Source organism: Kribbella sp. CA-294648 (assembly GCF_050943845.1).
In the GTDB taxonomy this organism is placed as follows: domain Bacteria; phylum Actinomycetota; class Actinomycetes; order Propionibacteriales; family Kribbellaceae; genus Kribbella.
The window spans coordinates 4,606,199-4,630,187 of record NZ_CP191981.1 but is presented as its reverse complement, the minus strand read 5'-3'; the positions used below and the strand labels follow the sequence as shown (position 1 = coordinate 4,630,187).

Genomic DNA, 23,989 nt, shown 5'->3' with positions numbered 1-23,989 from the left:
GTCAGCGCTCCGGCGGAGACTCGTCGTCCCAGGGCTCCTCGTCGGCCATTGCCTGGAGTGCTTCCTCGCGCTGAGCCTGGAGCCGGGCATCGAAGGCGAGGACGTCGCTCAACTTCACCCAGTCGACGTACTTGGTGGAGCGGAACGGGATTTCGCCTTGGCCGACGTATTGGCGGAGCTCGTCGGGGGACATCGAGATGGCATCCGCGGCCTGGTCGATAGGTACTTCCTGGCGCAAGGGGGTGACCTGGAGGGCGTAGCCCTGTTTCAGGGCCGACTCTATGAACTGCATGACTTCGTAGACCTTGCGGGGAAGGTCGTGGCGGGTGCCGTCGGGGGAGAGGAGGGCCGGGCCGTTCGGTACTACGGTGCGGTCTTCTTCGGCGAGGAGGAAGACCTCGGTGCGGCTCGGCATGACGTCCATGGATCGGATTCTAGAGCTTGGTTACCGACGGAGGCGGCAGGTATCCACAGGGTTATGTGCGATCCCATTCGGCCGCGGGGGCATCGCAGCGGCTCAGAGTTCTCTGTCCGCGGACTTCTCCGGGCCGTCGAGGTTCTTGCGGGCCTTTGAGGCGTCAGTTGGCTGCGTGATCGCTCCCTGCGGCGGGGCTACCCCATCTAATGCGGCCTTGGCGGCTTGGGTTGTCTGAAGGGTCGGGTGGTTGCCACGCTGCTCCGGGGGTACGACCGCGTTGAGCTTGTGCGCAAAACCCTTGAGATCCTGCTGAGTGACCATCTTGTCGATCAGTTCAGGCATGGTCTGCGGAGTCCGTCGGTTGCGGTCGACCATCTTCTGCAGTGCGCCGACGACCTCGCGCGGGTGATCCTCCAGCAACCGGTTGAGGAACTGGGAGGTCCGCTCGACCTTCATCGCGTGCGGGCCGCCGGAAGGCGGATGAAAGTCCTTGGTGTTCTCGGTGACCAGAACATCCGATCCACCGTGGACAGCCGCGGCCAGCACGTGCCGGTCCTTGTCGTCTGCCTGCATCTGCGGCATCAACGATTCGTATCCGGTGGTCATCGCGGCAGGAAAGACCTTGTTCATCTGTGCGAACCGCGAGTCGATCGCCTCCCCGCTGACTCGCTGCGGACGATTCCTCCTGGCCTCGGCCAGCACGTCCGGTGACCACTGCGGTACATAGAGCCGCTCGTGGGCCAGCGACATCATGATGTCGTTCGTGAGCTGACCACGAAGGACGTTCGCGTCCAGGAATGCCGCGCGCGTGGCCACCATCGCCGGTCAGCCGTTGTTTTCGGGATCGTCGTCCCAGGGCTCTTCCTCCGCGAAGGACTGGAGCATCTTCTCCCTTTCAGCGTCGAGGCGCTTGCTGAGCTCGATCACGTCAGCGAGCCGCACCCAGTCCACGTACTCCGACGAGCGGAACGGGATGTCACCCTTGCCGACCAGCAGACGCAGTTCCCTGCGGGGCATTGAGACCGCGTCCGCGGCTTCGTCGATGGGAAGCTCGTGGCGCAAGGGGGTGATCTGGAGCGCGTACCCCTGCCGGAGGGCGTCTTCAACGTACTTCATCACCTCATGAACCTTCGGCGGAATGTCACGCCGGGAGCCGTCCGGATCGGTCAGCGCCGGCCCGTCGGCGACCAACTCGCGGTCGGCATCCGTCAGCAGGAATACCTCGGGCCGACTCGGCATGACGTCCATGACCGGATTCTAGAGGGCGGTTACGGGCGGGGGCGGTTGTTTTCCACAGGGGGGTGGACTGTGGGGTGGGCGGCTGGGGTGGTGGGCCACCAGGGGCGGGTGGCGGCGTGGGTGGTGATGGTTTCTTGGTAGACGTCTATGAAGGCCTGGTGGATCAGGTCTATGTCTTCTTGGGGGGTGCTGTCGGCTCGCCAGCGGAGGGCTCGGCGCCAGTGGAGGGGTTGGTTGGTGAGTGGGCGGACTACCGTTTTGGGGATTTCGCGGATTGTAGGGGCGCACAGGCTGATGCCGCGGCCGGCGCCGATCAGTTGTTCGATCTCGGCGGTGTCCAGGTTTGCGTAGCGGATCTCGGGGGTGAAACCGGCCGATTCGCAGACGCTGCGCAGGTAGGCCAGGTCGCCGTCTTCCTTGCCGGCCGGTGGGCAGATCCAGATCTCCTCGGCGAGGTCCTGCAGTGCCACCGTCTCCTTGCCGGCCAGCCGGTGGTCGGCGGGCAGGGCGACCGCGAAGGGCTCCGGCCAGACCATCGTCTGCTCGCGGATCCCCGGTGGGCAAGGCGGCGCAAACGCGTCGTCGCAGCGCCCGAGCATCACCACGTCAAGCACATCCGCGGCCAGCAGATCAGTCAGTACTGCGCACGACGGGTCCACCTGCGTGGCGAACTGTCGATTCGGCAGGAGCTGCTCAAGCCGCGACAGCCACGCCCCGAACATCACGGTCCGGACCGCGCCGAGCCGTAGTACCGGCGAAGTGGTCGTGTAGCGGCGGCTGCTGCCGACCAGTTCGTCCATGTCGGCCAGCATCGCGCGGGCCCGTCCGAGCACGTGCTTGCCCAGGGGAGTCGCGACGACGCCGTGCGGGCCGCGTTCGAACAGGACGCCGCCGATCGCGTCCTCGATCCGGTGCAGCTGAGCGGTCAGCGACGGCTGGGAGACGCCCAGCGCGGCGGCGGCCTTGGAAACACTGCCCGTGTCGGCGAGCCGGCAGACGACTCGCAAGTGGCGTAGTTCCAGCTCCATAGCGGTGAGGTTATGCCCAGCTGGGATATCACAGCCATAACTCGGTGGTGACAATCTCGTCCCACAGAGGACGCCGGAAGTTCATCCACCTGCCCAGCGGAACCCGGGCTTCCTCGCCCCCGCCATCGGTCGGCCTGGCTTGCAGCCCCCCGGCCCGTGGCGGGGGTTCCGCCCCTGAGTGAGGAAGTGTCCCGTGAAGAGCACAGCCCTGCGCACGCTCGCAGCCGGTTGCGTGCTGAGTCTGGCGGTCGCCGCCACGGCAGTGGTCGCCATGAAGACGCCGGCCGCCACGGCTCAGCCGTCCGAACCGCCCGTCAACCCGAGGGCCGCCGCGGTGAAGACCGCCGACCGGCTGGTCCAAGGGCGCGTCCCCGAGCTCAAGGCGAGCCCGAGCGACCAGTTCATCCGTCAGCAGGAGATCAGCACGCCCTGGGGCCTGCAGTACGTCAGCTACCAGCGCACGTACCAGGACCTGCCCGTGGTCGGCGGCGACTTCGTCGTCACGACCGATGCCCAAGGCAACGCCAAGGGCCTCGCGGTGGCACAGCAGGACGTCATCAACGTCGACCGCCAGCCGGTCGTCACCAAAGCGACCGCCAAGAAGGCCGCACTCAAGGCCATCGACAAGGGCAAGCCCGTACCGGGTGAGCCCTCGCTGGTCGTGTACGCCGGTGGCAAGAAGCCAGTCCTCGCGTGGGAAGCGATCGTGGAAGGCAGCCATGACGGCGAGGCGAGCCGGCAGAAGGTGTACGTCGACGCCCGCAACGGCAAGGTGCTGCACTCGATCGAGCAGACCGCCTCGGGCACGGGCACCGGCGTGTGGAACGGCTCCAACCTGTCGTTCGGCACCACCCAGTCCGGTTCGACGTACACCATGGCCGACCCCAACCGCCCGAACCTGCGCTGCGCCGACTACAGCACCGGTACGACGTACTCCGGCACCGACGACGTCTGGGGAAGCACCTCCAAGACGGACAAGGAAGCCGGCTGCGTCGACGTCATGTACGTCGCCACCGGCGAGTGGAACATGCTGAAGGACTGGTACGGGCGCAACGGCCTGGACAACCAGGGTCGCTGGGCCGACGCACTCGTCGGGCTGGGCGACATCAACGCCTACTGGGGCCACTCGAGCAACCCGGACGGCGTGGTGTTCGGCTACAACAACAACCGTCAGTGGATCACCGGCACCGACGTGGTCGCGCACGAGTTCGGCCACGGTCTGGACGCCAAGACGCCGGGTGGCATCTCCGGGCACCCGTCGCAGGAAGCGGTGGCCGACATCTGGGGCACGCTCACCGAGCACTTCCTGAACAACCCGAACGACCCGCCGGACTACGAGGTCGGCGAGGAGATCAACCTGCAGGGCAACGGGCCGATCCGGTACATGTACGAGCCGGCCAAGATCTCCGGCCACCCGAACTGCTACTCGACCAGCCTCCCGTCGTCGGTGCACGCCGCCGCCGGGCCGATGAACCACTGGTTCTATTTGCTTGCCGAGGGCACCAACCCCGGCAACGGCAAGCCGACCAGCCCGACGTGTAACAACACGACGCTGACCGGCATCGGCCACCAGGAAGCCGGCAAGATCTTCTACAACGCGATGCTCACCAAGACCAGCGGGATGAGCTACCCGAAGTGGCGGATCGCGACGCTGGCCGCGGCGAAGAACCTCGACGCCGGCTGCGCCCTGCACGGCAAGGTCAAGGCCGCCTGGAACGCCGTCAGCCTCGGCGCCCAGACCGGCGAAGCAACCTGTACGCCGACCGGCAACGACTTCACCCTGTCGGTATCGCCCACCACTGGCTCGGTCAAGCCGGGGGAGACGGCGACGGCCACGGTCAACACCGTGATCGGCAACGGCTCGGCCCAGACCGTCCGCTTCACCGCGACCGGCCTGCCCACCGGCGCGACGGCGACCTTCGATCCGGCCTCGGTGCAGTCGGGCAACTCGGCGACCCTGAGGATCGCCACGACTTCGACCACGGCCGAGGGCACGTACGACGTACAGATCACCGGTGACGGCACCGATGTCGACAAGACCGCCACTTTCCGGTTGACCATCGGCGGTACCACCCCGCCCGCCGGCGTACCGGACATCGATGTGGAGAAGGTCAAGGCACACCTGGTCGCCCTGCAACAAGCGGCTGACAACAACGGCGGTCATCGCCGGGCCGGGAGCGCGGGCTACACCGCGTCGGTCACCTACATCGAGCAGAAGCTGCGTGACGCCGGCTACACGGTCGCCAAGCAGCGCTGCACGAACTGCATCTACCCCTCGGACAACCTCATCGCGGACTACCCGGGCGGCGACCCCGACCAGGTGATCATGCTCGGCGCGCACCTCGATAGCGTCAGCGCGGGTGCGGGCAGCAACGACAACGCGACTGGTTCAGCCGCCATCCTGGAGGTCGCGCTGCGACTCGCGCAGGACAAGCCGGAGCTGATTAAGCACGTCCGCTTCGGCTGGTGGACCGACGAGGAGCAGGGCCTGAACGGCTCCGAGTTCTACGTCGGCCAGCTGTCCTCGACGGACCGGACGAAGATCAAGGCGTACCTGAACTTCGACATGGTCGGCTCGACCAACGCCGGCTACTTCGTCAACAACATCACCACCGACACCGGCAAGGTGCTGAAGGCCTTCTACGACGGCCTGAACCTGCAGCCGGAGGAGAACACCGAGGGGGTCGGCCGCTCTGACGACGCCTCCTTCAAGAACGCGGGCATCCCGACCAGCGGTGTCGCCGCCGGCGCGAGTGCTCGCAAGACGACCGCACAGGCGACCAAGTGGGGCGGTACGGCAAACCAGTCGTACGACCCCTGCTACCACGCCGCCTGTGACAAGTACCCGACGAATGTCTCGGCGACGGTCCTCGACCGGAGCGCCGACGCGGCGGCGTACGGGCTGTGGAAGCTGGCGGTCGGCGATGCCCCGCCGACCGGTAGCGACTTCTCCGTCTCACTGAGCCCGGCCTCCGGGTCTGTTGCCCAAGGCAACTCGGTGCAGACGACGGTCGGTACTGCGACCACCAGCGGCGACCCGCAGTCGGTCCAGCTCTCGGCCAGTGGTCTGCCGGCCGGTGCCACCGCGACCTTCGCACCCTCGACGGTGACCTCGGGCAGCTCCTCCACGCTCACTCTGGCGACGACGGCCTCGACGCCGGCCGGGACGTACCAGGTGATCGTGAAGGGGACAGGGGCGGTCAGCCACCAGGCGACGTACAGCCTGACCGTGACCGGGACGTCGACTGGCACCGTGACCGTGCAGAACCCGGGCAACCGGTACGGGTTCGTCGGCTACACGGCCTTCCCCTTGCAGATCCGGGCCACCTCGAGCGCCGGCCTGCCGATCACCTTCCGGGCGACAGGCCCACCTGCGGGCATGTCGATCAATAGCAGCGGAGTGATATCGGGTACGCCGACGACGCGCGGCTCCTACCGGACGACACTGACTGCAACCGACAGTGGTGGGGCAACGGGCAGTACCACCTTCGGCTACACGATCTACTAAGGAGTCACGCAGCAGCGCCCCGGACCGTCCACCGGGCGGTTCGGGGCGCTTGTGTCTCTCAGGGGATCAGTACGACCTTGCCGACGGTCTCGCGGTTCTCCAGCGCCCGGTGGGCGTCCGCAGCCTTGGCCAGCGGGTACTGCGTCAACAGCGGCGCCCAGCGACCCTCAATGGACTCCTGCAGCGCAGCTGCCTCCAGAGCCCGCAGCTTGCGCATCAGCTTCGGTCCGATCGCCCAGGTGGCAGTCAGGCCGCGATTCATCAGGTCCTCGGTCGTGAGCTGCACAGGCCCACCGCCGGACCAGCCGAACATCAGCAGCCGACCACCGATCCCCAGCAACTCGAACGCCCGCTGCCCGTTCTCACCACCCACGCCATCCAGTACTACGGTCAGCTCCCGCCCGTCGAGCTGTGCCTTGACCTGCTCAGGCCAGTCCGTCGCGGTGTAGTCGATCGCCACCTGAGCACCGAGCTCCGCAACCCGCTTGACCTTCTCCGCGCCGCCCGCAAGCCCGACCACCAGCGCCCCCGCGTTCCGGGCCGCCTGGACAAACAGGCTCCCCATGCCACCAGCCGCGGCAGTGACCAGTACTACGTCGTCTGCGCCGATAGCAGCCTGCTCCAGGATCCCGATGGCAGTCCGGCCGGTCCCGATGGTCGCGACGGCTACAGCAGCGTCCAGGTGGTCGGGGATCTCGTACAGCGACTCCACCTTGGCAACCGCCAGTTCGGCATAGCCACCCGGTACCGGCCCAAGGTGTACGACGGCACGCTTCCCGACCCAGGACTCGTCCACTCCCGGCCCGAGCGCAGTGACAGTGCCCGCCACCTCACGGCCCGGAATCGTCGGCAGCACCGGGGGAGCGACCGGCCCGCCGCCGGCCGTACCCGCACGCAGCGCCGTGTCCAACAAGTGCACCCCAGCCGCTTCCACCTTGATCAGCACCTGACCAGCCTCGGGAACCGGGTCGCCCACCTCCTCGTAGCTGAGGTTCTCAGCAGGACCGAACTCGTGCAGCCGCACCGCGTACATCGGATCTCCTCGCTCGACGTTGTGCAGCCAAGCTAGAACCTCAACACAACTTGAGGTCAAGCGATCTCGTAAGGTGTGGCCATGCCGATCCGACTCAGCGAGCGGCGGCCGGAGGTGAGCCCGGACCGGCTGCTGTCCGAGTGCGTGCCGCCCCCGCGCTTCGCCGACGTCCGCTTCGACACCTACCGCCCGAATGCGGAGGAGCCGAGCCAGGCGGAAGCCCTGGCCGTACTGCGCGAGCGCGGCCTCGCGTTGGCTGAACCGCGGCGGGAGCGCTCGATGTGGTCCCGGCTTCGGGGCAGCAAGCCAGGGCCGGTCGGCAAGCCGGGGATCTATCTCGACGGTGGATTCGGCGTGGGCAAGACCCATCTGCTCGCCTCGCTGTGGCACGAGTCGAGCGGACCGAAGATGTACTGCACGTTCGTGGAGCTGACGAATCTGGCCGGCGCTCTCGGGATGCGCTCGGCGGTCGAGGCCTTGTCGGAGTACCGGCTGATCTGTATCGACGAGTTCGAGCTGGACGATCCAGGGGACACCGTGCTGATCTCGCGGTTGCTCGGTCAGCTGGTCGAGGCGGGCGTGCAGCTCGCGGCCACGTCCAACACGTTGCCCGACAAGCTCGGCGAGGGCCGGTTCCAGGCGATCGACTTCCTGCGCGAGATCCAGGGGCTGGCCGCGCACTTCGACGTACGGCGGATCGACGGTCCGGACTATCGCCATCGTGGTCTGCCCGTCGCTCCCGAGCCCTGGCCGGACGACCGGGTCGAGCGGGTCGCTGCCGAGCGAGCCGGTGCGTCGTGCGACCACTTCGTCGACCTGTACCGCCAACTGGGTGAGCTGCACCCGAGCAAGTACGGCGCGCTGCTCGACGGTGTCACCACGGTCGGGATCGTCGACATCCGCGAGCTGACCGACCAGAACGTTGCGCTTCGGCTGGTGGTGCTGGCCGACCGGATGTACGACCGCGACATCCCCTTGCTGGCCGGGGGAGTACCGCTCGACCGGATGTTCACACCGGAGATGCTCAAGGGCGGTTACCGGAAGAAGTACCTGCGCGCGCTGTCCCGGCTGATCGCGCTGGCGCGAGTTGGAATGGAAGCGCCACCGAACTGAGTGTTCCTACTCACGCGGCCCGGCCTGCGGTCGTGGTTCGCTGAACTCATGACCTCTCAGGAGCATCGATCAGTCCCCACGCCGGTGGTGGGAGCCCTCGGGTTGCTGGCGCTGGGGCTCGTCCTGCTCGGTGTCGGTGGGTTCGTACAGTTCGACGACACGGCGGGTTTCGGCAGCGACCAGTGGGTGCGGCCGCTCGGATTCATCGCGGCGCTCGTCGCTGTGGCGGGTGTCGGGGTTGCTTGTCTGAGCGCCCAAGCCCGGCGATGGCTCGGTGGCGCGCTGGGGGTGCTGGATCTGTTCGTGATCTGGCAGAGCGTGACCAACGACGGCTTCCGGTTCGTCTGGAACCACGACGAAGGCGAGCTGTTCCTGCTGCAGGTGCTGCTGGGGCTGACCGCGCTGGTCCTGATCGCCACTGGCCTGCAGCCGTTCAAGCGGCCGGCCGGAGCAGGAGGGCGATGGCTCGTCCGCGTCGCGGCTTATGCGTGTGGCACCGCCATCGCGGCGTACCTCGCCTTCAACGCCGGCGTGTGGCACTACGAGACGCAGGTCTGTACGAACGAGGACTGCGACCTCGGCGGCTTGGAAGGCTTGTTCTGGTCGATCATCGCAATCGGTGTCTGCGTCGCGGTGGCCGTCGTGATCGAGGTTGTGCTGCTGGTCAAGCGCAGGCAACGGCGTACGGAAGGCCAGCCTGTCTGAGCCGATCGTCGTGCCTGATGAGGCAGGATAGGCGGATGGCGAAGACTAAGACTCCGAAGCCGGACGAAGCGGCGGACAAGCTGCTGGACCAGCTGCGAGTACCGCAGGGACCGGTCGATCTGACCTCCTGGGACACTCGCGCGACGACCGGGTTCACCGGTACGAAGGAAGAGGGCAAGCTCGCGCTGGAAGCGATGGCCCCCGAGGTCTCCGACTGGCAGGAGCGGCTGTTCGCCGAAGGACGCAAGGGCGGCGATCGGCGGGTGCTGCTGGTCCTGCAGGGGATGGACACCTCCGGCAAGGGCGGTGTGATCCGGCACGGCGCGGGGCTGATGGACCCGCAGGGTTTGCGGATCACCTCCTTCAAGGCGCCCACCCCGGCCGAGAAGCGGCGCGGTTTCCTCTGGCGGATCCGTCAGGCGCTGCCCGCACCGGGCATCATCGGCATCTTCGATCGCTCGCATTACGAGGACGTGCTGATCGCGCGGGTCCGCAACCTGGTCGCGCCGCCGGTGTGGAACCGCCGCTACGAGCAGATCAACGAGTTCGAGGCCGAGTTGGCCGGGGCCGGCGTGACGGTGCTGAAGTGCTTCCTGCACATCTCGCCCGAGGAGCAGAAGCTCCGCCTCGAAGCGCGCCTCGACGATCCGACCAAGCACTGGAAGTACAACCCGGGTGACATCGACGAGCGCGAACTCTGGCCGGCGTACGCCGAGGCCTACGAAGCCGCGATCGAGCGCTGCAACAACGCCGAGACCCCGTGGTACGTGATCCCCAGCGACCGCAAGTGGTACCGCAACTGGGCCGTCACCACGCTGCTGCTGGAAACCCTCCAGGACCTCAACCCCGAGTGGCCCACCGCCGACTTCGACGTCGAGACCGAGAAAGCCCGCCTCGCGACAACCTGAGCCCGGGCCCCCACGCACGCAGCACCCCTACTGTACCCAGCGACACGCCGGGGTAAGCCTTTGCTGGTCGTGGTGCTGCATGCGTGGCCGTCCGTGCCCCTGTGGACAACTCAGAACGTGCCAGAGCGCGACGGCGCACACTTAAGCGGTGGCCGATGTCGTCGGGATCTTGCAACGGGCCGGCGGCAGTGCCCGGTACGCCGACCTGTCGGGACTGACGTCGGCGCGGTCGATCCGCACGGCGCTGGAGCGCGGTGAGATCACGCGGGTGGCGAAAGGTGTCTACGCGCTGCCCGTCGCAGCCTCGGACCTGACGGTGGCCCGCGCCAACGGGGGAGCGCTGGTGCGGCAGAGCGCGGCGTTGCACCACGGGCTGGAGGTCGTGACCCGCACGTTCTGATCAGCCGGACGCAGCGTCGCCGTCAGACCGAGCTGAGTTGCGTTCTCCACCGCGCGAAGGACGGCATCCCGGACCACGTCACGGCGCCTCTCGAGACGGTCATCGACTGCGCCCGGTATCTGCCGTTCGGAGAAGCGTTGGCGATCGCGGACTCTGCCCTGCGCTTGCGGAAGATCGAACCGGTGGCGCTGGCCGCCGCGGCTCACGCGGTCCAGGGCGCCGGCAGCGCTGCCGCACGACGCGTGGCGGCGTCGGCTGACGCACGTGCGGAGTCGGCGCTCGAGTCGATGCTGCGAGCCAGGGTGATGGAGGCCGGGTTCAGGGGTTTCGTGCCGCAGTACCGGATCAGAGACAGGTCGTTCTTCACCCGGGTCGACCTGGCCGACCCGCTGTCGCGGATCGTGCTGGAGGCGGACAGTTTCGCCCATCACGGCAGCCGGGCCGCACTCCGCAGGGACTGCCGCCGGTACGTCGAACTCGCGGCCCGCGGATGGCTCCTGTTGCGCTACTCGTGGGAGGACGTGATCCTCGACGAAACCTGGGTCGGTACGTCGCTCGCCGCGGTGATGAGGCAGGTCACCGCCGGCGCGGCGAGCCCGGCGGCCCCAGCGGCTGGCTCAGACACGGCGGCTGCCTGATGGTTGCGGACGGCCATGCACGCAGCACCCCCTGGCGAAACCGCGACACGCCGCGGAAAGCGCTTGTGGAGTGAGGTACTGCGTGCGTGGCCGTCCACCCGCCCACCCTGGCCGGGTCAGGCGGTGCGAACCAGTTGCGGGCGGAGGAGGGTCGGGCGGGGAGCCGGCTCGAGGGTGAGCAGGTCCAGGCCGGCTACGCCGTACCGGAGCAGGACCAAGCGGGCCGCCTCGGCGCTGACGCCCAGTGGGCGGGAGACAGCGACGGCGCCGGCCTTGCGGGCGGTCTGTTCGGCCCGGTCCGGCAGGACGCCGGGAGACAGGAAGAACGAGCCGACCGCGACGTGGCGGCGGCCTTCGAGGCGCCACTGGAGCACGGCCTCGGCCGGGCTCGGGTTCGCGGCGGTGGTGAAGGCAGCGGTGACGGGCAGCTTGTGGCGCTGCCCCCAGAGCCTGGCGAGCCGGGTGACGGCTGCGTTCGCCTGGGTGTCGCTGGAGCCGGCGCAGGCCAGGACGAGCGCGTCCAGTTCGCGGACCCGGCCGTCCTTGAGCTCGGCGCGCATCCGGCGGTCGAGGACGTCGAGCAGCGTGTCGTCGTACCCGAGGACGTCGGAGGCGATGATCCGCAGATCCGGGAACCGGCTGCGGGCCTCGTCGACGACGGCCGGGATGTCGACCCGGGCGTGGAAGGCGCTGGACAGCAGCAGCGGCAGGACGACGACCTCCTCGACACCCTCGGCGGCGAGCTTCCCGATCACCTGGTACGGCGTCGGCGGGCAGTGGTCGAGGAAGGAGGCTTCGATCCGCAGGTCGTCACGCATTTCCCGCAGGCACTTGACCAGCGAGTGGACGGTGGCGGCCGACCGCGGATCGCGGCTGCCGTGGGCGAGGACTACGAGCGCGGGTGCGGTCACAGCAGTTCCCCTTCTTCGTCGTCGATCATGCCTGCGGCCAGCGTCCACCCGTCGTGGGCGTCGATCAGCAGGAACGATCCGGTGATGGTGTTGCTGGAGTACGGATCGGCGGCCAGCGGTGCGGCGATCTTGAGTTGCACCTTGCCGATGTCGTTCAGTTCGAGCCCGGTGGCGTCGATGACTCCGAGCGTGTCCAGGTCCAGGGCACCGTTGATCTTGGTGACGATGGCCTGGGCGGTCGTGGTGGTGTGCTTGATCAGCAGCCGGGCGCCCACGGTGAGTGAGCGGTCCGACAGCCAGCACACAGTGGCGGACAGTTCCCGGCGGGTGCCGGGGGAGGAGTCGGCCGCGACGATGACCGAGCCGCGGGCGACGTCCAGGTTGTCCGCGAGGCGGACCGTGACGGCTTCACCGGCGACGGCGGAGGGCCGCTCGGCGACCGCGGTACTGGTGGGACTGACGACAGCACGGTCGATCCCGGCCACCGTCGTACGGCGTCCGGCGGGCAGCACGATCACCTGGTCACCGACCGAAACGGTGCCTGAGGCAACTGTTCCGGTGTAGCCGCGGTAGTCGCGGTACTCGTCGTCGGTCTGCGGACGGATCACGTACTGCACCGGGAAGCGCAGCGGCCGGGCCGAGATGTCGTCGCGGCCGGTCGCGTTCTCGAGGTACTCGAGCAGCGTGGGTCCGTCGTACCAGTCGGTCGCCGCGGAGCGTTCCACGACGTTGTCGCCGACGAGCGCCGAGACCGGGATGGCCTGGACGTCGTTGATGTGGAGCTGCTCGGCCAGTTGGGAGACGTCTTTGGCGATGCCCTTGAAGACGGCCTCGTCGTAGCCGACCAGGTCGACCTTGTTGACCGCGAGGACGACGTGCGGCACCCGCAGCAGGCCGGCCACGGCGAGGTGCCGTCGGGTCTGCTCCAGTACGCCGTGCCGCGCGTCGACCAGGATGATCACGACATCCGCGGTCGAGGCGCCGGTCACGGTGTTCCGGGTGTACTGCACGTGCCCGGGGCAGTCGGCCAGGATGAACGAGCGCTTGTCGGTCGCGAAGTACCGGTAGGCGACGTCGATCGTGATGCCCTGTTCGCGTTCGGCCCGCAGGCCGTCGGTGAGCAGCGCGAAGTCGAAGTCACCCGAGCCGCGGCTGGACGAGACGTGCCGCACGTGCGCGATCTGGTCGGCGAGGATCGCCTTGCAGTCGTGCAGCAGCCGCCCGACCAGGGTGGACTTTCCGTCGTCGACCGAGCCTGCCGTGGCGAGCCGCAGGAGAGTGCTCATCAGAAGTACCCCTCTCGTTTGCGGTCTTCCATGGCGGCCTCGCTGGCCCGGTCGTCGGCGCGGGTGGCGCCGCGCTCGGTGATCTCGCTGGCCGCGACCTCGATCACGACCTCCGCCGCGGAGACCGCGCTCGACGCGACCGCGCCGGTGCAGGACATGTCACCGACGGTCCGGTACCTGACCAGCCGGCTGGCCACCGGCTCGCCCTCGCGGGGCTGCGAGTAGGGGCCGACGGCAAGCAACATGCCGTCGCGCTCGAACACGTCCCGCTCGTGGGCGTAGTAGATGCTCGGCAGCGGGATCTGCTCGCGCTCGATGTAGTGCCAGATGTCCAGCTCGGTCCAGTTCGACAGCGGGAACACCCGGACGTGCTCGCCCGGCCGGTGCTTGCCGTTGTAGAGCGACCACAACTCGGGCCGCTGGTTGCGCGGGTCCCACTGGCCGAACTCGTCGCGGAGGCTGTAGATCCGCTCTTTGGCCCGGGCCCGTTCCTCGTCGCGGCGGCCGCCACCGAAGACGGCGTCGAACCGGTGCCCGTTGATCGCGTCCAGCAACGGAATCGTCTGCAGCTGGTTCCGGGTGCCGTCGGAGCGCTCGCGCAGCCGCCCGTCGGCCAGGTAGTCCTCGACTTTCGCCACCTCGAGCCGCAACCCGAGCGTGGCGACCGTGGCGTCGCGGTAGTCCAGAACCTCCTGGAAGTTGTGCCCGGTGTCGACGTGCAGCAACGTGAACGGCACCGGCGCCGGCGCAAACGCCTTCCGCGCCAGGTGCAGCATCACAATCGAGTCCTTGCCACCCGAGAACAGGATCACCGGCCGCTCGAACTCCGCAGCCACCTCCCGGAATACAAAGATCGACTCGCTCTCCAGCGCGTCCAACTCGGTCACTGTGGTGTGGACGGTGGTCATCGGGCCTCCCGGTCTGGACTGAGGAGCGGAGGGAGCGAAGCGACCGCAGCGACGAGGGAAGACCGGGAGTTAAGCCCGATGACCCGCCGAGCCGGAGGCGAGGCCAATAGCACAGTGGTCATACGTGGAGGCCGCATTCGATTTTGCCTTGGCCGGCCCAGCGGCCACTGCGGGGATCCTCGCCTGGTGCGACCTGCTTGGTGCAGGGCTGGCAGCCGATTGACGGGTAGCCGTCGTACTGGAGCAGGTTGACCAGGACGCCGTTGTCGTTGATGTAGCCGTCCAGGTCTTCCTGCGTCCAGGGGGCGAGCGGGTTGAGCTTCACCATGTCGCGCTTCTCGTCGTACTCGACGACCTGGGTGTTGGCCCGCGTCGGCGCCTCTTCCCGGCGTACGCCGGTCACCCACGCCTTGTAGCCGGACAGCACCCGGTTCAGCGGCTCGACCTTGCGCATCGCGCAGCACTTGTCGGGCTCGCGGGCGAACAGATCCTTGCCGTACTCCGCGTCCTGCTCGGCGACGGTCAGCTTCGGGGTGGCGTTGATCAGGTTGATCGGGAGCGTCGCGGCGACCGCGTCCCGGGTGCCGATGGTCTCGGCGAAGTGATAGCCCGTGTCGAGGAACAGCACGTCGACGCCGGGGGCCGCCTCGGCCGCGAGGTGGGGCAGGGCCCCGTCTGCCATCGATGCGGTCACCACGAGCTCGTCGCCGAACGTCTCCCGCGCCCACGCCAGTACTTCCAGCGCCGAGGCGTCGGCTAGTCGAACGTTGGCCTCCTCGGCGAGCGTCTTCAAGTCGGTACTCATTCCACACTCACCCGCAGTCCGATCATCTTCAGCTGGAACACCCGTGCACAGGGCCGGCACTCCCACGCGCCATGGCCCTCTTCGGAAGGACGAAGGTCCTCGTCACCGCAGTACGGGCAGTACAACGGCGCAGCTCTTTCGCTCATTGCAACGCTCCTTCCTCGGCACGGACGACCCACTGGGCGAAGCGTTCGCCCTCGGACCGCTCTTTCAGGTAGTTCTGGGTGACCCGCTCGACGTAGTCGGCGAGTCCGTCCGAGGTCACCTTGTGACCCCGCAGCTTGCGGCCGAAGCCGGCGTCCAGCCCGAGACCGCCACCGAGATGGACCTGGTACCCCGGGACCTGCTTGCCCTCGGCATCCAGCACCAGCTGGCCCTTGAGGCCGATGTCGGCGACCTGGATCCGGGCGCAGGAGTTCGGGCAGCCGTTCACGTTGACGGTGATCGGTACGTCGAGGTCGGGGATCCGCTCCTCGAGCTCGGTGATCAGCTCGGCGGCGCGGGCCTTGGTCTCGACGATGGCCAGCTTGCAGAACTCGATCCCGGTGCAGGCCATCGTGTTCCGCCGCCAGGCCGACGGCCGGGCCTGGAAACCGAGGTCGGCCAGAGCGGCCACCAGCGACTCGACCTTCGACTCCTCGATGTCCAGCACGATGAACTTCTGCTGCGCCGTGGTCCGGATCCGGTCCGAGCCGTGCGCGGCGACGACGTCGGCCACCTTGGCCAGCGAACTGCCGGACACCCGGCCGACGACGGGCGCGACGCCGACGAAGTACCGGCCGTCCTTCTGCTTGTGCACGCCGACGTGATCACCCTGTACGGCGGGGATCTCGGGCGCGGGTCCGTCGATCAGCTTGCGGCCGAGGTACTTGTCGCTCTCGAGGATCTCGCGGAACTTCTCCATGCCCCAGTCGGCGACCAGGTACTTGAGCCGGGCCCGGGTCCGCAGCCGGCGGTAGCCGTAGTCGCGGAAGATGCTGACGACGCCCTTCCAGGCCAGGTGCACCTCGTCCAGCGGGATCCACGTCCCGACGCGCTGAGCGAGCATCGGGTTGGTGGACAGGCCGCCGCCGACCCACAGGTCGAAACCGGGGCCGTGTTCGGGGTGGACGACACCGACGAAGCTGATGTCGTTGACCTCCGGCACCACGTCGTGCGACGGGTGACCGGTCATCGCGGTCTTGAACTTGCGGGGCAGGTTGGAGAACTCGCTGCTGCCGATGTACCGCTCGACGATGTCGTCGATGGCCGGGGTCGGGTCGATGATCTCGTCCGCGGCGATCCCGGCCACCGGACTGGAGATGATGACGCGCGGGACGTCGCCACAGGCCTCGGTGGTGTAGAGGCCGACCGCCTCGAGCTTCTGCCAGATCGCCGGGATGTCCTCGACCCGGATCCAGTGCAGCTGGATGTTCTGCCGGTCGGTGATGTCGGCGGTGTCCCGCGCGTAGGTGGTGGAGACCTCCGCGATCACCCGGAGCTGTTCGGCGCTGAGCTGGCCGCCCTCGATCCGGACCCGGAGCATGAAGTACTTGTCGTCCAGCTCCTCCGGCTCCAGGGTCGCGGTCTTGCCGCCGTCGATGCCGGGCTTGCGCTGGGTGTAGAGCCCCCACCAGCGGAACCGGCCGCGCAGGTCGGCGGGGTCGATCGAGTCGAACCCGCGGTGGGCGTAGACGTTCTCGATCCGGGCCCGGACGTTCAGGCCGTCGTCGTTCTTCTTGTTCTCTTCGTTCTTGTTCAGGGGCTCGCGGTAACCGAGCGCCCACTGACCTTCGCCCTTGCCTTTGCGCGGGCGGGCGGCTTTGCGGGGCGCGGGAGAGGTGACGCCAGTCATCTGGGAACGTGTCCTTGTCCTAGTGACAGGTGCGTCCGCGGGAGGCTAGCTCGAAGCGTCGTCGATTCGATCTGGTCTGCGCGGTGCGCACCCAGCGGTGATCGTGTGATCAAGGGGCCGACTCTGGCCCGGCGGGGTGGCTGTCAGAACATCGAAGGACAACAGATGGCGCTGCGCATGCGACCGAGGTCGACGTGAATCCGACCTACGAGATGAGTCGAGCGGGCAGCGAGCATGCAGATAAGCGTCAGCGGAATCGGCCGGTAAATCAACTCCCATTGCCACATGCTGAGACGCAATCTCACGATGCGGCTATGTCTACCCGCCTGCTGGAGATTCTTTTCGGCCTCAAAGCCAGCTTCGGGACGCCCCGCGAGCCGATACAGAAATCCCGGCCCACCCCAGCGAGAGATGGCTCACATTGACGCCCGAACGCCGGGGTGGAGACCCCCGACGAGCCCACCCCGGCGTGACCGGCGCCTACAAGGTGCTACTGGTCCTGGCCAGGACGTCGGCCAGGAGCGCGTAGTCGACGTCCTGGCCCTCGGTGATGTCCACCGCTTTGCGATCACCCTTGCCGAGCGACCTCAGAACACCTTTCACCGGCTCGACACCGGCGGCGTTGAACACCATGAAGGAGACCTTGTCCTTGGCCACATGAAGGACCGCAGCGTGCCGACCATCCTTCAGAAAATGCGGCTTGCCGTACTCCAGCTTCTCCTCGACATCAGGAATGGTCCGGTGCACGACCTCCCGCACCCCCCCACAAACCTCCACCTGCCACGGCAACCCGCCGCCGATGTACTTCGTCACGTTGTCATCCATGAATTTCCTCCGGTTTTCCGATAACGGTTGTCAATGTCCGGGTGTGGTCAGCGCAGGTGGAAGATCTCCGCGACGTGGGGTGCATCGATCAGCGTGTGTGGCGCGACGGCGTGGTAGGCCCAGATGTGGGTCCAGGCGTTGGCGGTGCGGGTGGTCAGCACCGTTTTCATCATTCCGGGGCCGAAATAGGTGAAGAACAGGAAGATGATCGACAGGAGCCAGTTGGCCGGCGAGGTGAGGACGGTCCACGCGTCCCAGAGGTGCAGGAGCGTGTAGGTGATGCCGCCGAGGATCACCGTGGTCGCGGTCGAGCCGGTCAGCTTCAGGAAGCGCGGTACGAGGATGCAGTAGACGAACACCATCGACGGCAGGACGGCTCCCGCGAGATAGAGCAGGAACGTGAGCGGCAGGCCGATCAGGTACTGCCCGGTGGTGAGTTGACCGAAGGCTGTGGTCAGCGTGGCGAACTGGATGGCCGACTCGATGAGCAGGATGACGACGATCACCCGGGCGTCGCCGCGCCGGTCGCTGGACACGAGGTTCAGCTGCTTCGCCGAGTACTTGCGGCGGAAGTACGCCAGCGGCAGCACCGCATAGATCACCACGTTGTACGCCGCCCAGCTGATCGCCTCGGCCGGAGCGACGTGGTCGTGGGTGCCGAAGATCGAGCCGGCCAGGTGCAATCCGAACGGGTGCCAGCCGAACAGGCGGGCAAAGAAGTACCCGCCGGCCAAGCCGAGAGCGCCGTAGGTCAGTAGCAGCACGGTCTCCCGGCGGGCGACGGCGAGGTCCTGGGCTCGGGTGGCGAGGTCGGGGCGCACGCGATTTCTGGTCAGCAGACAGGTCACTGCCATCAGGCCGAAGATCGTCAGCATCCCGAGGTTGGTGTTCACCACGTGGTCGACCGTCGAACCGGGCACCCCTGGCCACCCGAACGGCAGCGCGTCGTCCGCGACGAGCAGAGCAACGAGGTTGGCGGTAATCCAGGCCGTGGCGGTCACCTGGACGCTTCGCTGGAGCGTCAAACGGCGAAGCACGGTCCGAGCAGGCGGTGCGGCAGTCAGGGGAGGCATCCGATCTCCTTGGTAGCACAGCTGTACTAATGGGACGCAACCTAGCACAGCTGTGCTATAAAAAACCATGCCGAAGATCGTCGATGCCGCGGAACGACGCCGGCACCTCGCGGAGGCGGCCTGGCGGGTGATCCTCCGCGACGGGCTCGAGCAGGCGTCGGTCCGCAACGTCGCCCGGGAGGCCGGGTTGTCGAATGGCTCGCTGCGGCACATGTTCGGGACGCAGGCCGAGCTTCTGGTGTTCGCGATGAACCAGGTGGTCGAGCGCATCGAGCGTCGTCTCGAAGCCCTCGATTCGGCCGGCGACCCGCGGGCGACCGCGGAGCGCTTCCTTCTCGAGTTGCTGCCCCTCGACAGAACCCGCCAGGAGGAGAACCTCGTCTGGCTGGCGTTCACCGCGCGCGCCCTGGTCGATCCTGAGTTGCGCGAATGCGCCGAGCGAAGTTACGACGCGCTGCGGGCCGGCTGCCGCCGCTGGGTCACCGCGATCGCCGGCGACCGGGTGGATGTGGAGCAGGAGGCCGACCGGCTCCATGCCCTGCTCGACGGCCTCGCTGTTCACGCCGCGACCCGGCCGGAGGTCGCCACCGCGGAGAAGCTTCGATCGGTGCTGGCTGGACATCTCGACACTCTGGCGGGCCTGCGTTAGCGTGTGCGCAACCGTTAGGAAGGTTTCCTAACGGTTAACGTAGAGGAGTCACCGATGGGGACGTTCCGCCGCGTCATCTCGCTCTCTTTGGCCGCCGGGTTGGCGGTGACTCCGCTCACGGCTGCCGGGACCGGAGCCAGTCCGGGGAGTGGTGGTGAGTACGGATCGACCGGCGGTGGGGTCGGGTTGATCCGGGTGAACCAGCTCGGTTACAGCGGCGCGGCAGGCGCAGCGGCGTACCTGATGACCTCGGAGGCGGCAGCGGGAGTGCGCTTCGAGGTGGTCGACCAGCGGGGGCGCCGGGTGCTGAGTGGGCGCGCCGGTCAGGACGCCGGGTCGTGGAACGCGACGTACCAGCATGTCTATCGGCTGGATCTCTCGAAGTTGCGGCGGCCGGGAAGCTATCGGGTCAAGGTGGCAGGGGTTCCGACGTCGCCCGCCTTCGCGATCGGCTCGGAGAAGCGGTTGCTGGAAGGCCCCAAGACCAAGGCCGTGAACTTCTTCACCGAGCAACGCGACGGAGCGAACGTTGTCGCCGGCGCACTCGGACGCAAGCCGGCGCACCTCACGGACCGTGCGGCGAGCGTCTACGAGTGGCCGACCTTCGCAGGGCCGGACACCGATCAGACGGTGGGGGAGCTGCAGCGGATCGGCGGGCCGGTCGATGTCGAGGGCGGCTGGTACGACGCAGGCGACTACCTCAAGTTCACCCACATCGCGGCGTACTCGGATTCGTTGCTCTGGGCATCGGCCCGCGACAGCCGACGGCTGGATGGCAAGCTACTGAAGGAGGCGCGGCACGGCCTCGACTGGCTGGACAAGATGTGGGACGAGCGGTCGAAGACGCTCTACATCCAGGTCGGTGTGGGGACCGGGAACGTCGAGGAGACCTTCGTCGGCGACCACGACGTCTGGCGGCTGCCGGAGGCCGACGACCACGACAACGCGCCGGGTCACCAGTTCCTCAAGAACCGCCCGGTCTTCCGCGCTGCCGCTCCCGGCAAGCCGATCAGCCCGAACCTGGCCGGCCGGACGGCCGCGGCCTTCGCCCTGGCAGCACAGGTCGAAGCCCGTACGTCGCCCGCTCGCGCCCGCCGGCATCTCGAGACGGCCGCTGCCATCTACGCGCAAGCCCAGACGACGAACGTTCAGCAACTGGTGACGTCCCTACCGTTCGCGTTCTACCCGGAGAGCAACTGGCGCGACGATCTGGAACTGGGCGCCGCCGAACTCGCGCTCGCCGCGCAGAAGCTGCGTGACCCCCGAGCGCGCGGCTGGTTGAAGGCAGCGCAGTACTGGGCGGGGGAGTACCGCAAGCACGAGGCGGGCGGCGACACCCTCAACCTGTACGACGTCAGCGCTCTCGCGCATGCGGATCTGATCCGTGCCGCGCGGGCCGATCGCCGGGTGCCCGTCGATGTCATAGCCCTGAAGAGCGATCTCGCCGCGCAGCTTGAGATCGGCGTGAAGCGAGCGGCGAGCGACCCGTTCGGCGCCGGCGCGCAGTACGACAACTTCGACGCCGTACCGCATGCGTTCGGTCTGGCGGCCACAGCGCGGCTCTACCGCGAGGCGACCGGTGACCGCCGGTACGACGCCTTCGGTGCCGGCCAGCTGAGCTGGACCTTCGGGGCGAACCCGTGGGGAGTTTCGTTCATGGTCGGCGTCGGCGAGAACAGCGCGAGCTGCCCGCACCACCAGATCTCGAACATCGTCGACAAGCCGGCGACCGGTGCGGTCGTCAACGGCCCGAACTCCGCCGACCTCTTCGCGGACGGGCTCGGCGACAACATGGAGAACATGAAGCCTTGCCCGGCTGGGGTCGACCGCTACGAACAGTTCACCGGCCGCGGCTCCCGCTACGTCGACGACGTCCGCTCATGGCAAGCCTCCGAACCCGCCGACGACTTCACCGCCATCGCCGTCTACGCCCTCACCAGCTGAGCCCTTCAGTACCGCCGCAATGTCACAGCCGGGCAGGCTGTCTCGTCTCGGGGTTCGAAAGCTGAATCCCGAGACGAGGAGCTGGTCGTGAGCGACCGAAGCATTGCGTTGATCACCGGAGCGAACAAAGGAATCGGGCGCGGAGCCGCCGAGCAGCTCGCCGCCTTGGGCATGACGGTGCTGCTCGGCGTACGAGACCCTCGGCGTGGTGAGGAGACCGCGGCCGTACTGCGCGAAGCGGGCGGTGACGTCCACGCGGTGACCCTCGATGTCACCGACCAGGCTGTCATCCGGGCGGCCGCGCAGTGGATCGAGGAACGGTTCGGGCGGCTCGACGTACTGATCAACAACGCTGCCATCACCGGATCGGGGCAAGTCTCGCCCCAGGACGCCGTCGACCAGGTGCCGAGCACCGTCGACCTGGACATGGTCCGAGCCGTGTTCGAGACCAACGTGTTCGGCGTGATCGCGGTGACGAACGCGATGCTGCCGCTGCTGCGCAGGTCGTCGGCGCCGCGCATCGTCAACGTGAGCAGTCATGCCGCCTCGCTGACCGTCAACAGTGACCCCGACGGGCCGTTGGCCGCCTTGCCGTCGTCAGCGGCCTACTCGCCGTCCAAGACCGCGCTGAATGCGTTGACGGTGCAGTACGCCAACGAGTTGCGCAAGGACGGGATCCTGGTCAACGCGATCGCTCCTGGGTACGTCGCCACCGACAGCAACAACCACACCGGCTTCCTCACCGTCGCGCAGGGTGCGGCCGTGCTGGTGCGGGTCGCCACGGCGGGCGCGGACTGGCCGACAGCGGGCTTCTTCGCCGCCGAAGGGCCAGTGCCCTGGTGAATTGCCGGGTGGATGTCACAGATCGCCAAGCTCGCTTTGTCTGAGGAGCATGAAGCGGACTCTGGTCAGAAGGGTGATGGATATGCGGGTATTCGTGGCAGGCGGGACCGGGGTGCTCGGGCGGCGGCTGGTGCCGCAGTTGGTGGTTCGGGGGCATCAGGTGACGGCGGCGACGAGGAGCGCGGCGAAGCTCGAGCTGCTGGCGGAGCTGGGTGCGGAGGGCGTGGTGATGGACGGGCTCGACGCGGCCTCGGTCGGTGAGGCGGTGGGCAAGGCGAGACCGGATGCGATCGTGCACCAGATGACCGCCATCAGCGGCAAGCCGGACCTGAAGCACATGGACCGGTGGTTCGCCGGCACCAACCGGCTGCGGACCGAGGGCACGGATCATCTGCTGGCCGCCGCCGAGGCGATCGGCGTGACGAACTTCGTCGCGCAGGCCTACGCCGGCTGGAACGGGCAGCGCCGGGGCGGCTGGGTGAAGACCGAGGAAGACCCGCTGGAACCGATGACCGGGACTGCCGCGGCCGCCACGATGGCGGCCCTCCGTCATGTCGAGGAGACAGTGGTGAAGGCGGGCGGCGCCGTACTGCGGTACGGGTGGTTCTACGGGCCGGGTTCCACCGAGAGTCTGGTGGAACCCGTGCGCAAGCGACAGTTCCCGGTGGTCGGCGGTGGCGAGGGCCACGCCTCGTGGATTCATCTGGACGACGCGGCTCAAGCGACTGTGCTGGCAGTCGAGCAGGAGGCGCGGGGTGTGTTCAACATCGTCGATGACGAACCTGCGCCGGCCAAGGAGTGGTTGCCCTACCTCGCGGAGTGCGCCGGGGCGAAACCGCCGATGCGGGTTCCGAGCTGGCTGGCCCGGCCGCTGGCCGGTGAGGTGGCAGTCGGCCTGATGACCGAGGGGCGCGGATTCTCCAACGCGAAGGCCAAGCGAGAGCTCGGCTGGAAACTGCAGTACCCCTCCTGGCGACAGGGCTTCAAGGCGGAGCTTGCGTGACACAGGCCGCGGAGTTCGAGGAACTGCGGCCGCTGCTGTTCTCGATCTCCTACCGGATCCTGGGCAGTGTGAGCGAGGCGGAGGACGCCGTCCAGGAAGCCTGGCTGCGTTTCCAGTCGGCGGCCAAACCGCCGAGATCAGCCAAGGCGTTCCTGTCGGCCGTAGTGACTCGGCTTTCGATCGACGTACTGCGGTCGGCGCGCAGCAGACGAGAGCAGTACGTCGGACCGTGGTTCCCCGAGCCGCTGGTGACCGACCCGTACCAGGATCCCGAGCGGTCGGCGGAGTTGGCCGACTCGGTGTCGATGGCGTCCTTGCTCCTGCTCGAGCGGCTGAGCCCGCTGGAACGGGCGGTTTTCGTCCTCCGAGAGGTCTTCGGGTTCGGCTTCGGAGAGATCGCGTCGGCGGTCGGGCGGACGGAGTCCGCTTGCCGTCAGCTCGTCGTACGGGCCCGGCGGCATCTCGACGCGGGACGGCCACGGTTCGAGGCGGACCAGGCTGAGCGGGACGAACTCGCCGGGCGCTTCCTCGAAGCCTTCCGGGACGGAGACGTCGACGGGCTGACCGCGTTGCTGGCGGCCGATGTGCAGCTCGTCGGCGACGGCGGCGGCAAGGGGCCGCAGTGGGCCGACCGCTACCTCGGTGCGCCGAACGTCGCGCGGGTGCTCGGCGCGCTGGCCGCGCTGTTCCCGCGGATTCAGGCACAGCTGGAGCCGCGGGAGGTCAACGGCCGGCCCGGCGCAATCTTCCGGGACCGGGACGGCCTGGTGCTCACCGTCTGGTCGCTCGAGATCGTCGAGGGGCGGATCCAGACCATCCACACGGTGAGCAATCCCGACAAGCTCGGGCATCTCGGGCCGGTCGCGGACGGGTGGGCGGCGCTGCGGGAAGCGCGCCGGACCGTCCGCTGACCGGCCG

The 23,989-nt window shown here is 67.9% G+C and carries 24 protein-coding genes; 11 read left to right on the top strand and 13 right to left on the bottom strand.

Going from position 1 to position 23,989, the window contains the following annotated elements; translation table 11 throughout:
• Position 1: 1 nt before the first annotated feature.
• The 4 genes from ACQPYM_RS22010 to ACQPYM_RS21995 form a co-directional block, all read right to left on the bottom strand.
• A complete protein-coding gene (locus ACQPYM_RS22010; RefSeq protein WP_433002751.1) occupies positions 2-424 on the bottom strand; it encodes a hypothetical protein in 423 nt (140 codons plus the stop codon).
• Between the two features lie 93 nt (positions 425-517).
• A complete protein-coding gene (locus ACQPYM_RS22005) occupies positions 518-1,237 on the bottom strand; it encodes a hypothetical protein (protein ID WP_433002748.1) in 720 nt (239 codons plus the stop codon).
• A 6-nt stretch (positions 1,238-1,243) separates the two neighbouring features.
• Complete coding sequence (locus ACQPYM_RS22000) at positions 1,244-1,666, bottom strand: hypothetical protein (protein ID WP_433002745.1); 423 nt, start codon at positions 1,664-1,666, stop codon at positions 1,244-1,246.
• Between the two features lie 20 nt (positions 1,667-1,686).
• Positions 1,687-2,685: a LysR family transcriptional regulator gene (locus ACQPYM_RS21995; RefSeq protein WP_433002742.1), complete on the bottom strand. Its 999-nt coding sequence runs from the start codon at positions 2,683-2,685 to the stop codon at positions 1,687-1,689.
• Between the two features lie 193 nt (positions 2,686-2,878).
• On the opposite strand from ACQPYM_RS21995, the gene ACQPYM_RS21990 reads away from it, so the two are divergent.
• Entirely contained in the window at positions 2,879-6,193 is a 3,315-nt protein-coding gene (locus tag ACQPYM_RS21990) for a M28 family peptidase (protein ID WP_433002739.1), read from the top strand.
• A 58-nt stretch (positions 6,194-6,251) separates the two neighbouring features.
• Here ACQPYM_RS21990 and ACQPYM_RS21985 read toward each other — a convergent pair whose 3' ends face one another.
• A complete protein-coding gene (locus ACQPYM_RS21985; protein WP_433002736.1) occupies positions 6,252-7,226 on the bottom strand; it encodes a zinc-binding dehydrogenase in 975 nt (324 codons plus the stop codon).
• 81 nt (positions 7,227-7,307) lie between these two features.
• Between ACQPYM_RS21985 and zapE the strand changes: the two genes are divergently transcribed.
• From zapE to ACQPYM_RS21960, 5 genes are all read left to right on the top strand, one after another.
• On the top strand, positions 7,308-8,339 hold the full coding sequence (gene zapE / locus ACQPYM_RS21980; RefSeq protein ID WP_433002733.1) for a cell division protein ZapE: 1,032 nt from the start codon (positions 7,308-7,310) through the stop codon (positions 8,337-8,339).
• Positions 8,340-8,387: 48 nt separating this feature from the next.
• Positions 8,388-9,044, top strand: coding sequence for a hypothetical protein (locus tag ACQPYM_RS21975; protein WP_433002730.1), 657 nt, complete (start codon positions 8,388-8,390; stop codon positions 9,042-9,044).
• 35 nt (positions 9,045-9,079) lie between these two features.
• A complete protein-coding gene (locus ACQPYM_RS21970) occupies positions 9,080-9,952 on the top strand; it encodes a PPK2 family polyphosphate kinase (protein ID WP_433002727.1) in 873 nt (290 codons plus the stop codon).
• A 148-nt stretch (positions 9,953-10,100) separates the two neighbouring features.
• Positions 10,101-10,352, top strand: a complete 252-nt coding sequence (locus ACQPYM_RS21965) for a type IV toxin-antitoxin system AbiEi family antitoxin domain-containing protein (protein ID WP_433002724.1) — start codon at positions 10,101-10,103, stop codon at positions 10,350-10,352.
• A 137-nt stretch (positions 10,353-10,489) separates the two neighbouring features.
• Positions 10,490-10,990, top strand: a complete 501-nt coding sequence (locus tag ACQPYM_RS21960) for an endonuclease domain-containing protein (protein WP_433002721.1) — start codon at positions 10,490-10,492, stop codon at positions 10,988-10,990.
• Positions 10,991-11,106: 116 nt separating this feature from the next.
• Here ACQPYM_RS21960 and ACQPYM_RS21955 read toward each other — a convergent pair whose 3' ends face one another.
• The 8 genes from ACQPYM_RS21955 to ACQPYM_RS21920 form a co-directional block, all read right to left on the bottom strand.
• Positions 11,107-11,901: a sirohydrochlorin chelatase gene (locus ACQPYM_RS21955; RefSeq protein WP_433002718.1), complete on the bottom strand. Its 795-nt coding sequence runs from the start codon at positions 11,899-11,901 to the stop codon at positions 11,107-11,109.
• Entirely contained in the window at positions 11,898-13,187 is a 1,290-nt protein-coding gene (locus ACQPYM_RS21950) for a sulfate adenylyltransferase subunit 1 (RefSeq protein WP_433002715.1), read from the bottom strand. The genes ACQPYM_RS21955 and ACQPYM_RS21950 overlap by 4 nt, the downstream gene beginning before the upstream one ends.
• The gene (gene cysD, locus ACQPYM_RS21945; RefSeq protein ID WP_433002712.1) at positions 13,187-14,095 is read right to left on the bottom strand and encodes a sulfate adenylyltransferase subunit CysD; all 909 of its coding nucleotides are present in this window, start codon (positions 14,093-14,095) and stop codon (positions 13,187-13,189) included. Before cysD ends, ACQPYM_RS21950 begins: the two co-directional genes overlap by 1 nt.
• Positions 14,096-14,213: 118 nt before the next feature.
• A complete protein-coding gene (locus ACQPYM_RS21940; protein WP_433002709.1) occupies positions 14,214-14,900 on the bottom strand; it encodes a phosphoadenylyl-sulfate reductase in 687 nt (228 codons plus the stop codon).
• Positions 14,897-15,046: a hypothetical protein gene (locus ACQPYM_RS21935; protein ID WP_166678852.1), complete on the bottom strand. Its 150-nt coding sequence runs from the start codon at positions 15,044-15,046 to the stop codon at positions 14,897-14,899. The genes ACQPYM_RS21940 and ACQPYM_RS21935 overlap by 4 nt, the downstream gene beginning before the upstream one ends.
• Entirely contained in the window at positions 15,043-16,734 is a 1,692-nt protein-coding gene (locus tag ACQPYM_RS21930; RefSeq protein ID WP_433002705.1) for a nitrite/sulfite reductase, read from the bottom strand. The genes ACQPYM_RS21935 and ACQPYM_RS21930 overlap by 4 nt, the downstream gene beginning before the upstream one ends.
• 480 nt (positions 16,735-17,214) lie before the next feature.
• On the bottom strand, positions 17,215-17,559 hold the full coding sequence (locus ACQPYM_RS21925) for a DUF1801 domain-containing protein (RefSeq protein ID WP_433002702.1): 345 nt from the start codon (positions 17,557-17,559) through the stop codon (positions 17,215-17,217).
• A 47-nt stretch (positions 17,560-17,606) separates the two neighbouring features.
• Positions 17,607-18,632 carry a hypothetical protein gene (locus tag ACQPYM_RS21920; protein WP_433002699.1) on the bottom strand — a complete coding sequence of 342 codons (1,026 nt, stop codon included), beginning with the start codon at positions 18,630-18,632 and terminating at the stop codon, positions 17,607-17,609.
• Between the two features lie 67 nt (positions 18,633-18,699).
• Between ACQPYM_RS21920 and ACQPYM_RS21915 the strand changes: the two genes are divergently transcribed.
• The 5 genes from ACQPYM_RS21915 (at position 18,700) to ACQPYM_RS21895 (ending at position 23,982) form a co-directional block, all read left to right on the top strand.
• Positions 18,700-19,281: a TetR/AcrR family transcriptional regulator gene (locus ACQPYM_RS21915; protein WP_433002696.1), complete on the top strand. Its 582-nt coding sequence runs from the start codon at positions 18,700-18,702 to the stop codon at positions 19,279-19,281.
• Between the two features lie 54 nt (positions 19,282-19,335).
• The gene (locus ACQPYM_RS21910) at positions 19,336-21,225 is read left to right on the top strand and encodes a glycoside hydrolase family 9 protein (RefSeq protein ID WP_433002693.1); all 1,890 of its coding nucleotides are present in this window, start codon (positions 19,336-19,338) and stop codon (positions 21,223-21,225) included.
• Between the two features lie 87 nt (positions 21,226-21,312).
• Complete coding sequence (locus ACQPYM_RS21905) at positions 21,313-22,068, top strand: SDR family oxidoreductase (protein ID WP_433002690.1); 756 nt, start codon at positions 21,313-21,315, stop codon at positions 22,066-22,068.
• 82 nt (positions 22,069-22,150) lie between these two features.
• Positions 22,151-23,071, top strand: a complete 921-nt coding sequence (locus ACQPYM_RS21900) for an NAD-dependent epimerase/dehydratase family protein (RefSeq protein ID WP_433002687.1) — start codon at positions 22,151-22,153, stop codon at positions 23,069-23,071.
• Positions 23,068-23,982 (top strand): RNA polymerase sigma-70 factor, encoded by a 915-nt coding sequence (locus tag ACQPYM_RS21895; protein ID WP_433002684.1) that lies wholly within the window; start codon positions 23,068-23,070, stop codon positions 23,980-23,982. Before ACQPYM_RS21900 ends, ACQPYM_RS21895 begins: the two co-directional genes overlap by 4 nt.
• Positions 23,983-23,989: the final 7 nt, after the last annotated feature.

Coding starts and splice junctions, on each gene's coding strand:
- ACQPYM_RS22000 (WP_433002745.1), bottom strand. CDS start 1,666: ATGGACGTCATGCCGAGTCGGCCCGAGGTATTCCTGCTGACGGATGCC.
- ACQPYM_RS21900 (WP_433002687.1), top strand. CDS start 22,151: ATGCGGGTATTCGTGGCAGGCGGGACCGGGGTGCTCGGGCGGCGGCTG.
- ACQPYM_RS21910 (WP_433002693.1), top strand. CDS start 19,336: ATGGGGACGTTCCGCCGCGTCATCTCGCTCTCTTTGGCCGCCGGGTTG.
- ACQPYM_RS22005 (WP_433002748.1), bottom strand. CDS start 1,237: ATGGTGGCCACGCGCGCGGCATTCCTGGACGCGAACGTCCTTCGTGGT.
- ACQPYM_RS21930 (WP_433002705.1), bottom strand. CDS start 16,734: ATGACTGGCGTCACCTCTCCCGCGCCCCGCAAAGCCGCCCGCCCGCGC.
- ACQPYM_RS21970 (WP_433002727.1), top strand. CDS start 9,080: ATGGCGAAGACTAAGACTCCGAAGCCGGACGAAGCGGCGGACAAGCTG.
- ACQPYM_RS22010 (WP_433002751.1), bottom strand. CDS start 424: ATGGACGTCATGCCGAGCCGCACCGAGGTCTTCCTCCTCGCCGAAGAA.
- ACQPYM_RS21920 (WP_433002699.1), bottom strand. CDS start 18,632: ATGCCTCCCCTGACTGCCGCACCGCCTGCTCGGACCGTGCTTCGCCGT.
- ACQPYM_RS21995 (WP_433002742.1), bottom strand. CDS start 2,685: ATGGAGCTGGAACTACGCCACTTGCGAGTCGTCTGCCGGCTCGCCGAC.
- ACQPYM_RS21985 (WP_433002736.1), bottom strand. CDS start 7,226: ATGTACGCGGTGCGGCTGCACGAGTTCGGTCCTGCTGAGAACCTCAGC.
- ACQPYM_RS21940 (WP_433002709.1), bottom strand. CDS start 14,900: ATGAGTACCGACTTGAAGACGCTCGCCGAGGAGGCCAACGTTCGACTA.
- ACQPYM_RS21925 (WP_433002702.1), bottom strand. CDS start 17,559: ATGGATGACAACGTGACGAAGTACATCGGCGGCGGGTTGCCGTGGCAG.
- ACQPYM_RS21935 (WP_166678852.1), bottom strand. CDS start 15,046: ATGAGCGAAAGAGCTGCGCCGTTGTACTGCCCGTACTGCGGTGACGAG.
- ACQPYM_RS21950 (WP_433002715.1), bottom strand. CDS start 13,187: ATGAGCACTCTCCTGCGGCTCGCCACGGCAGGCTCGGTCGACGACGGA.
- ACQPYM_RS21975 (WP_433002730.1), top strand. CDS start 8,388: ATGACCTCTCAGGAGCATCGATCAGTCCCCACGCCGGTGGTGGGAGCC.
- zapE (WP_433002733.1), top strand. CDS start 7,308: ATGCCGATCCGACTCAGCGAGCGGCGGCCGGAGGTGAGCCCGGACCGG.
- ACQPYM_RS21915 (WP_433002696.1), top strand. CDS start 18,700: ATGCCGAAGATCGTCGATGCCGCGGAACGACGCCGGCACCTCGCGGAG.
- cysD (WP_433002712.1), bottom strand. CDS start 14,095: ATGACCACCGTCCACACCACAGTGACCGAGTTGGACGCGCTGGAGAGC.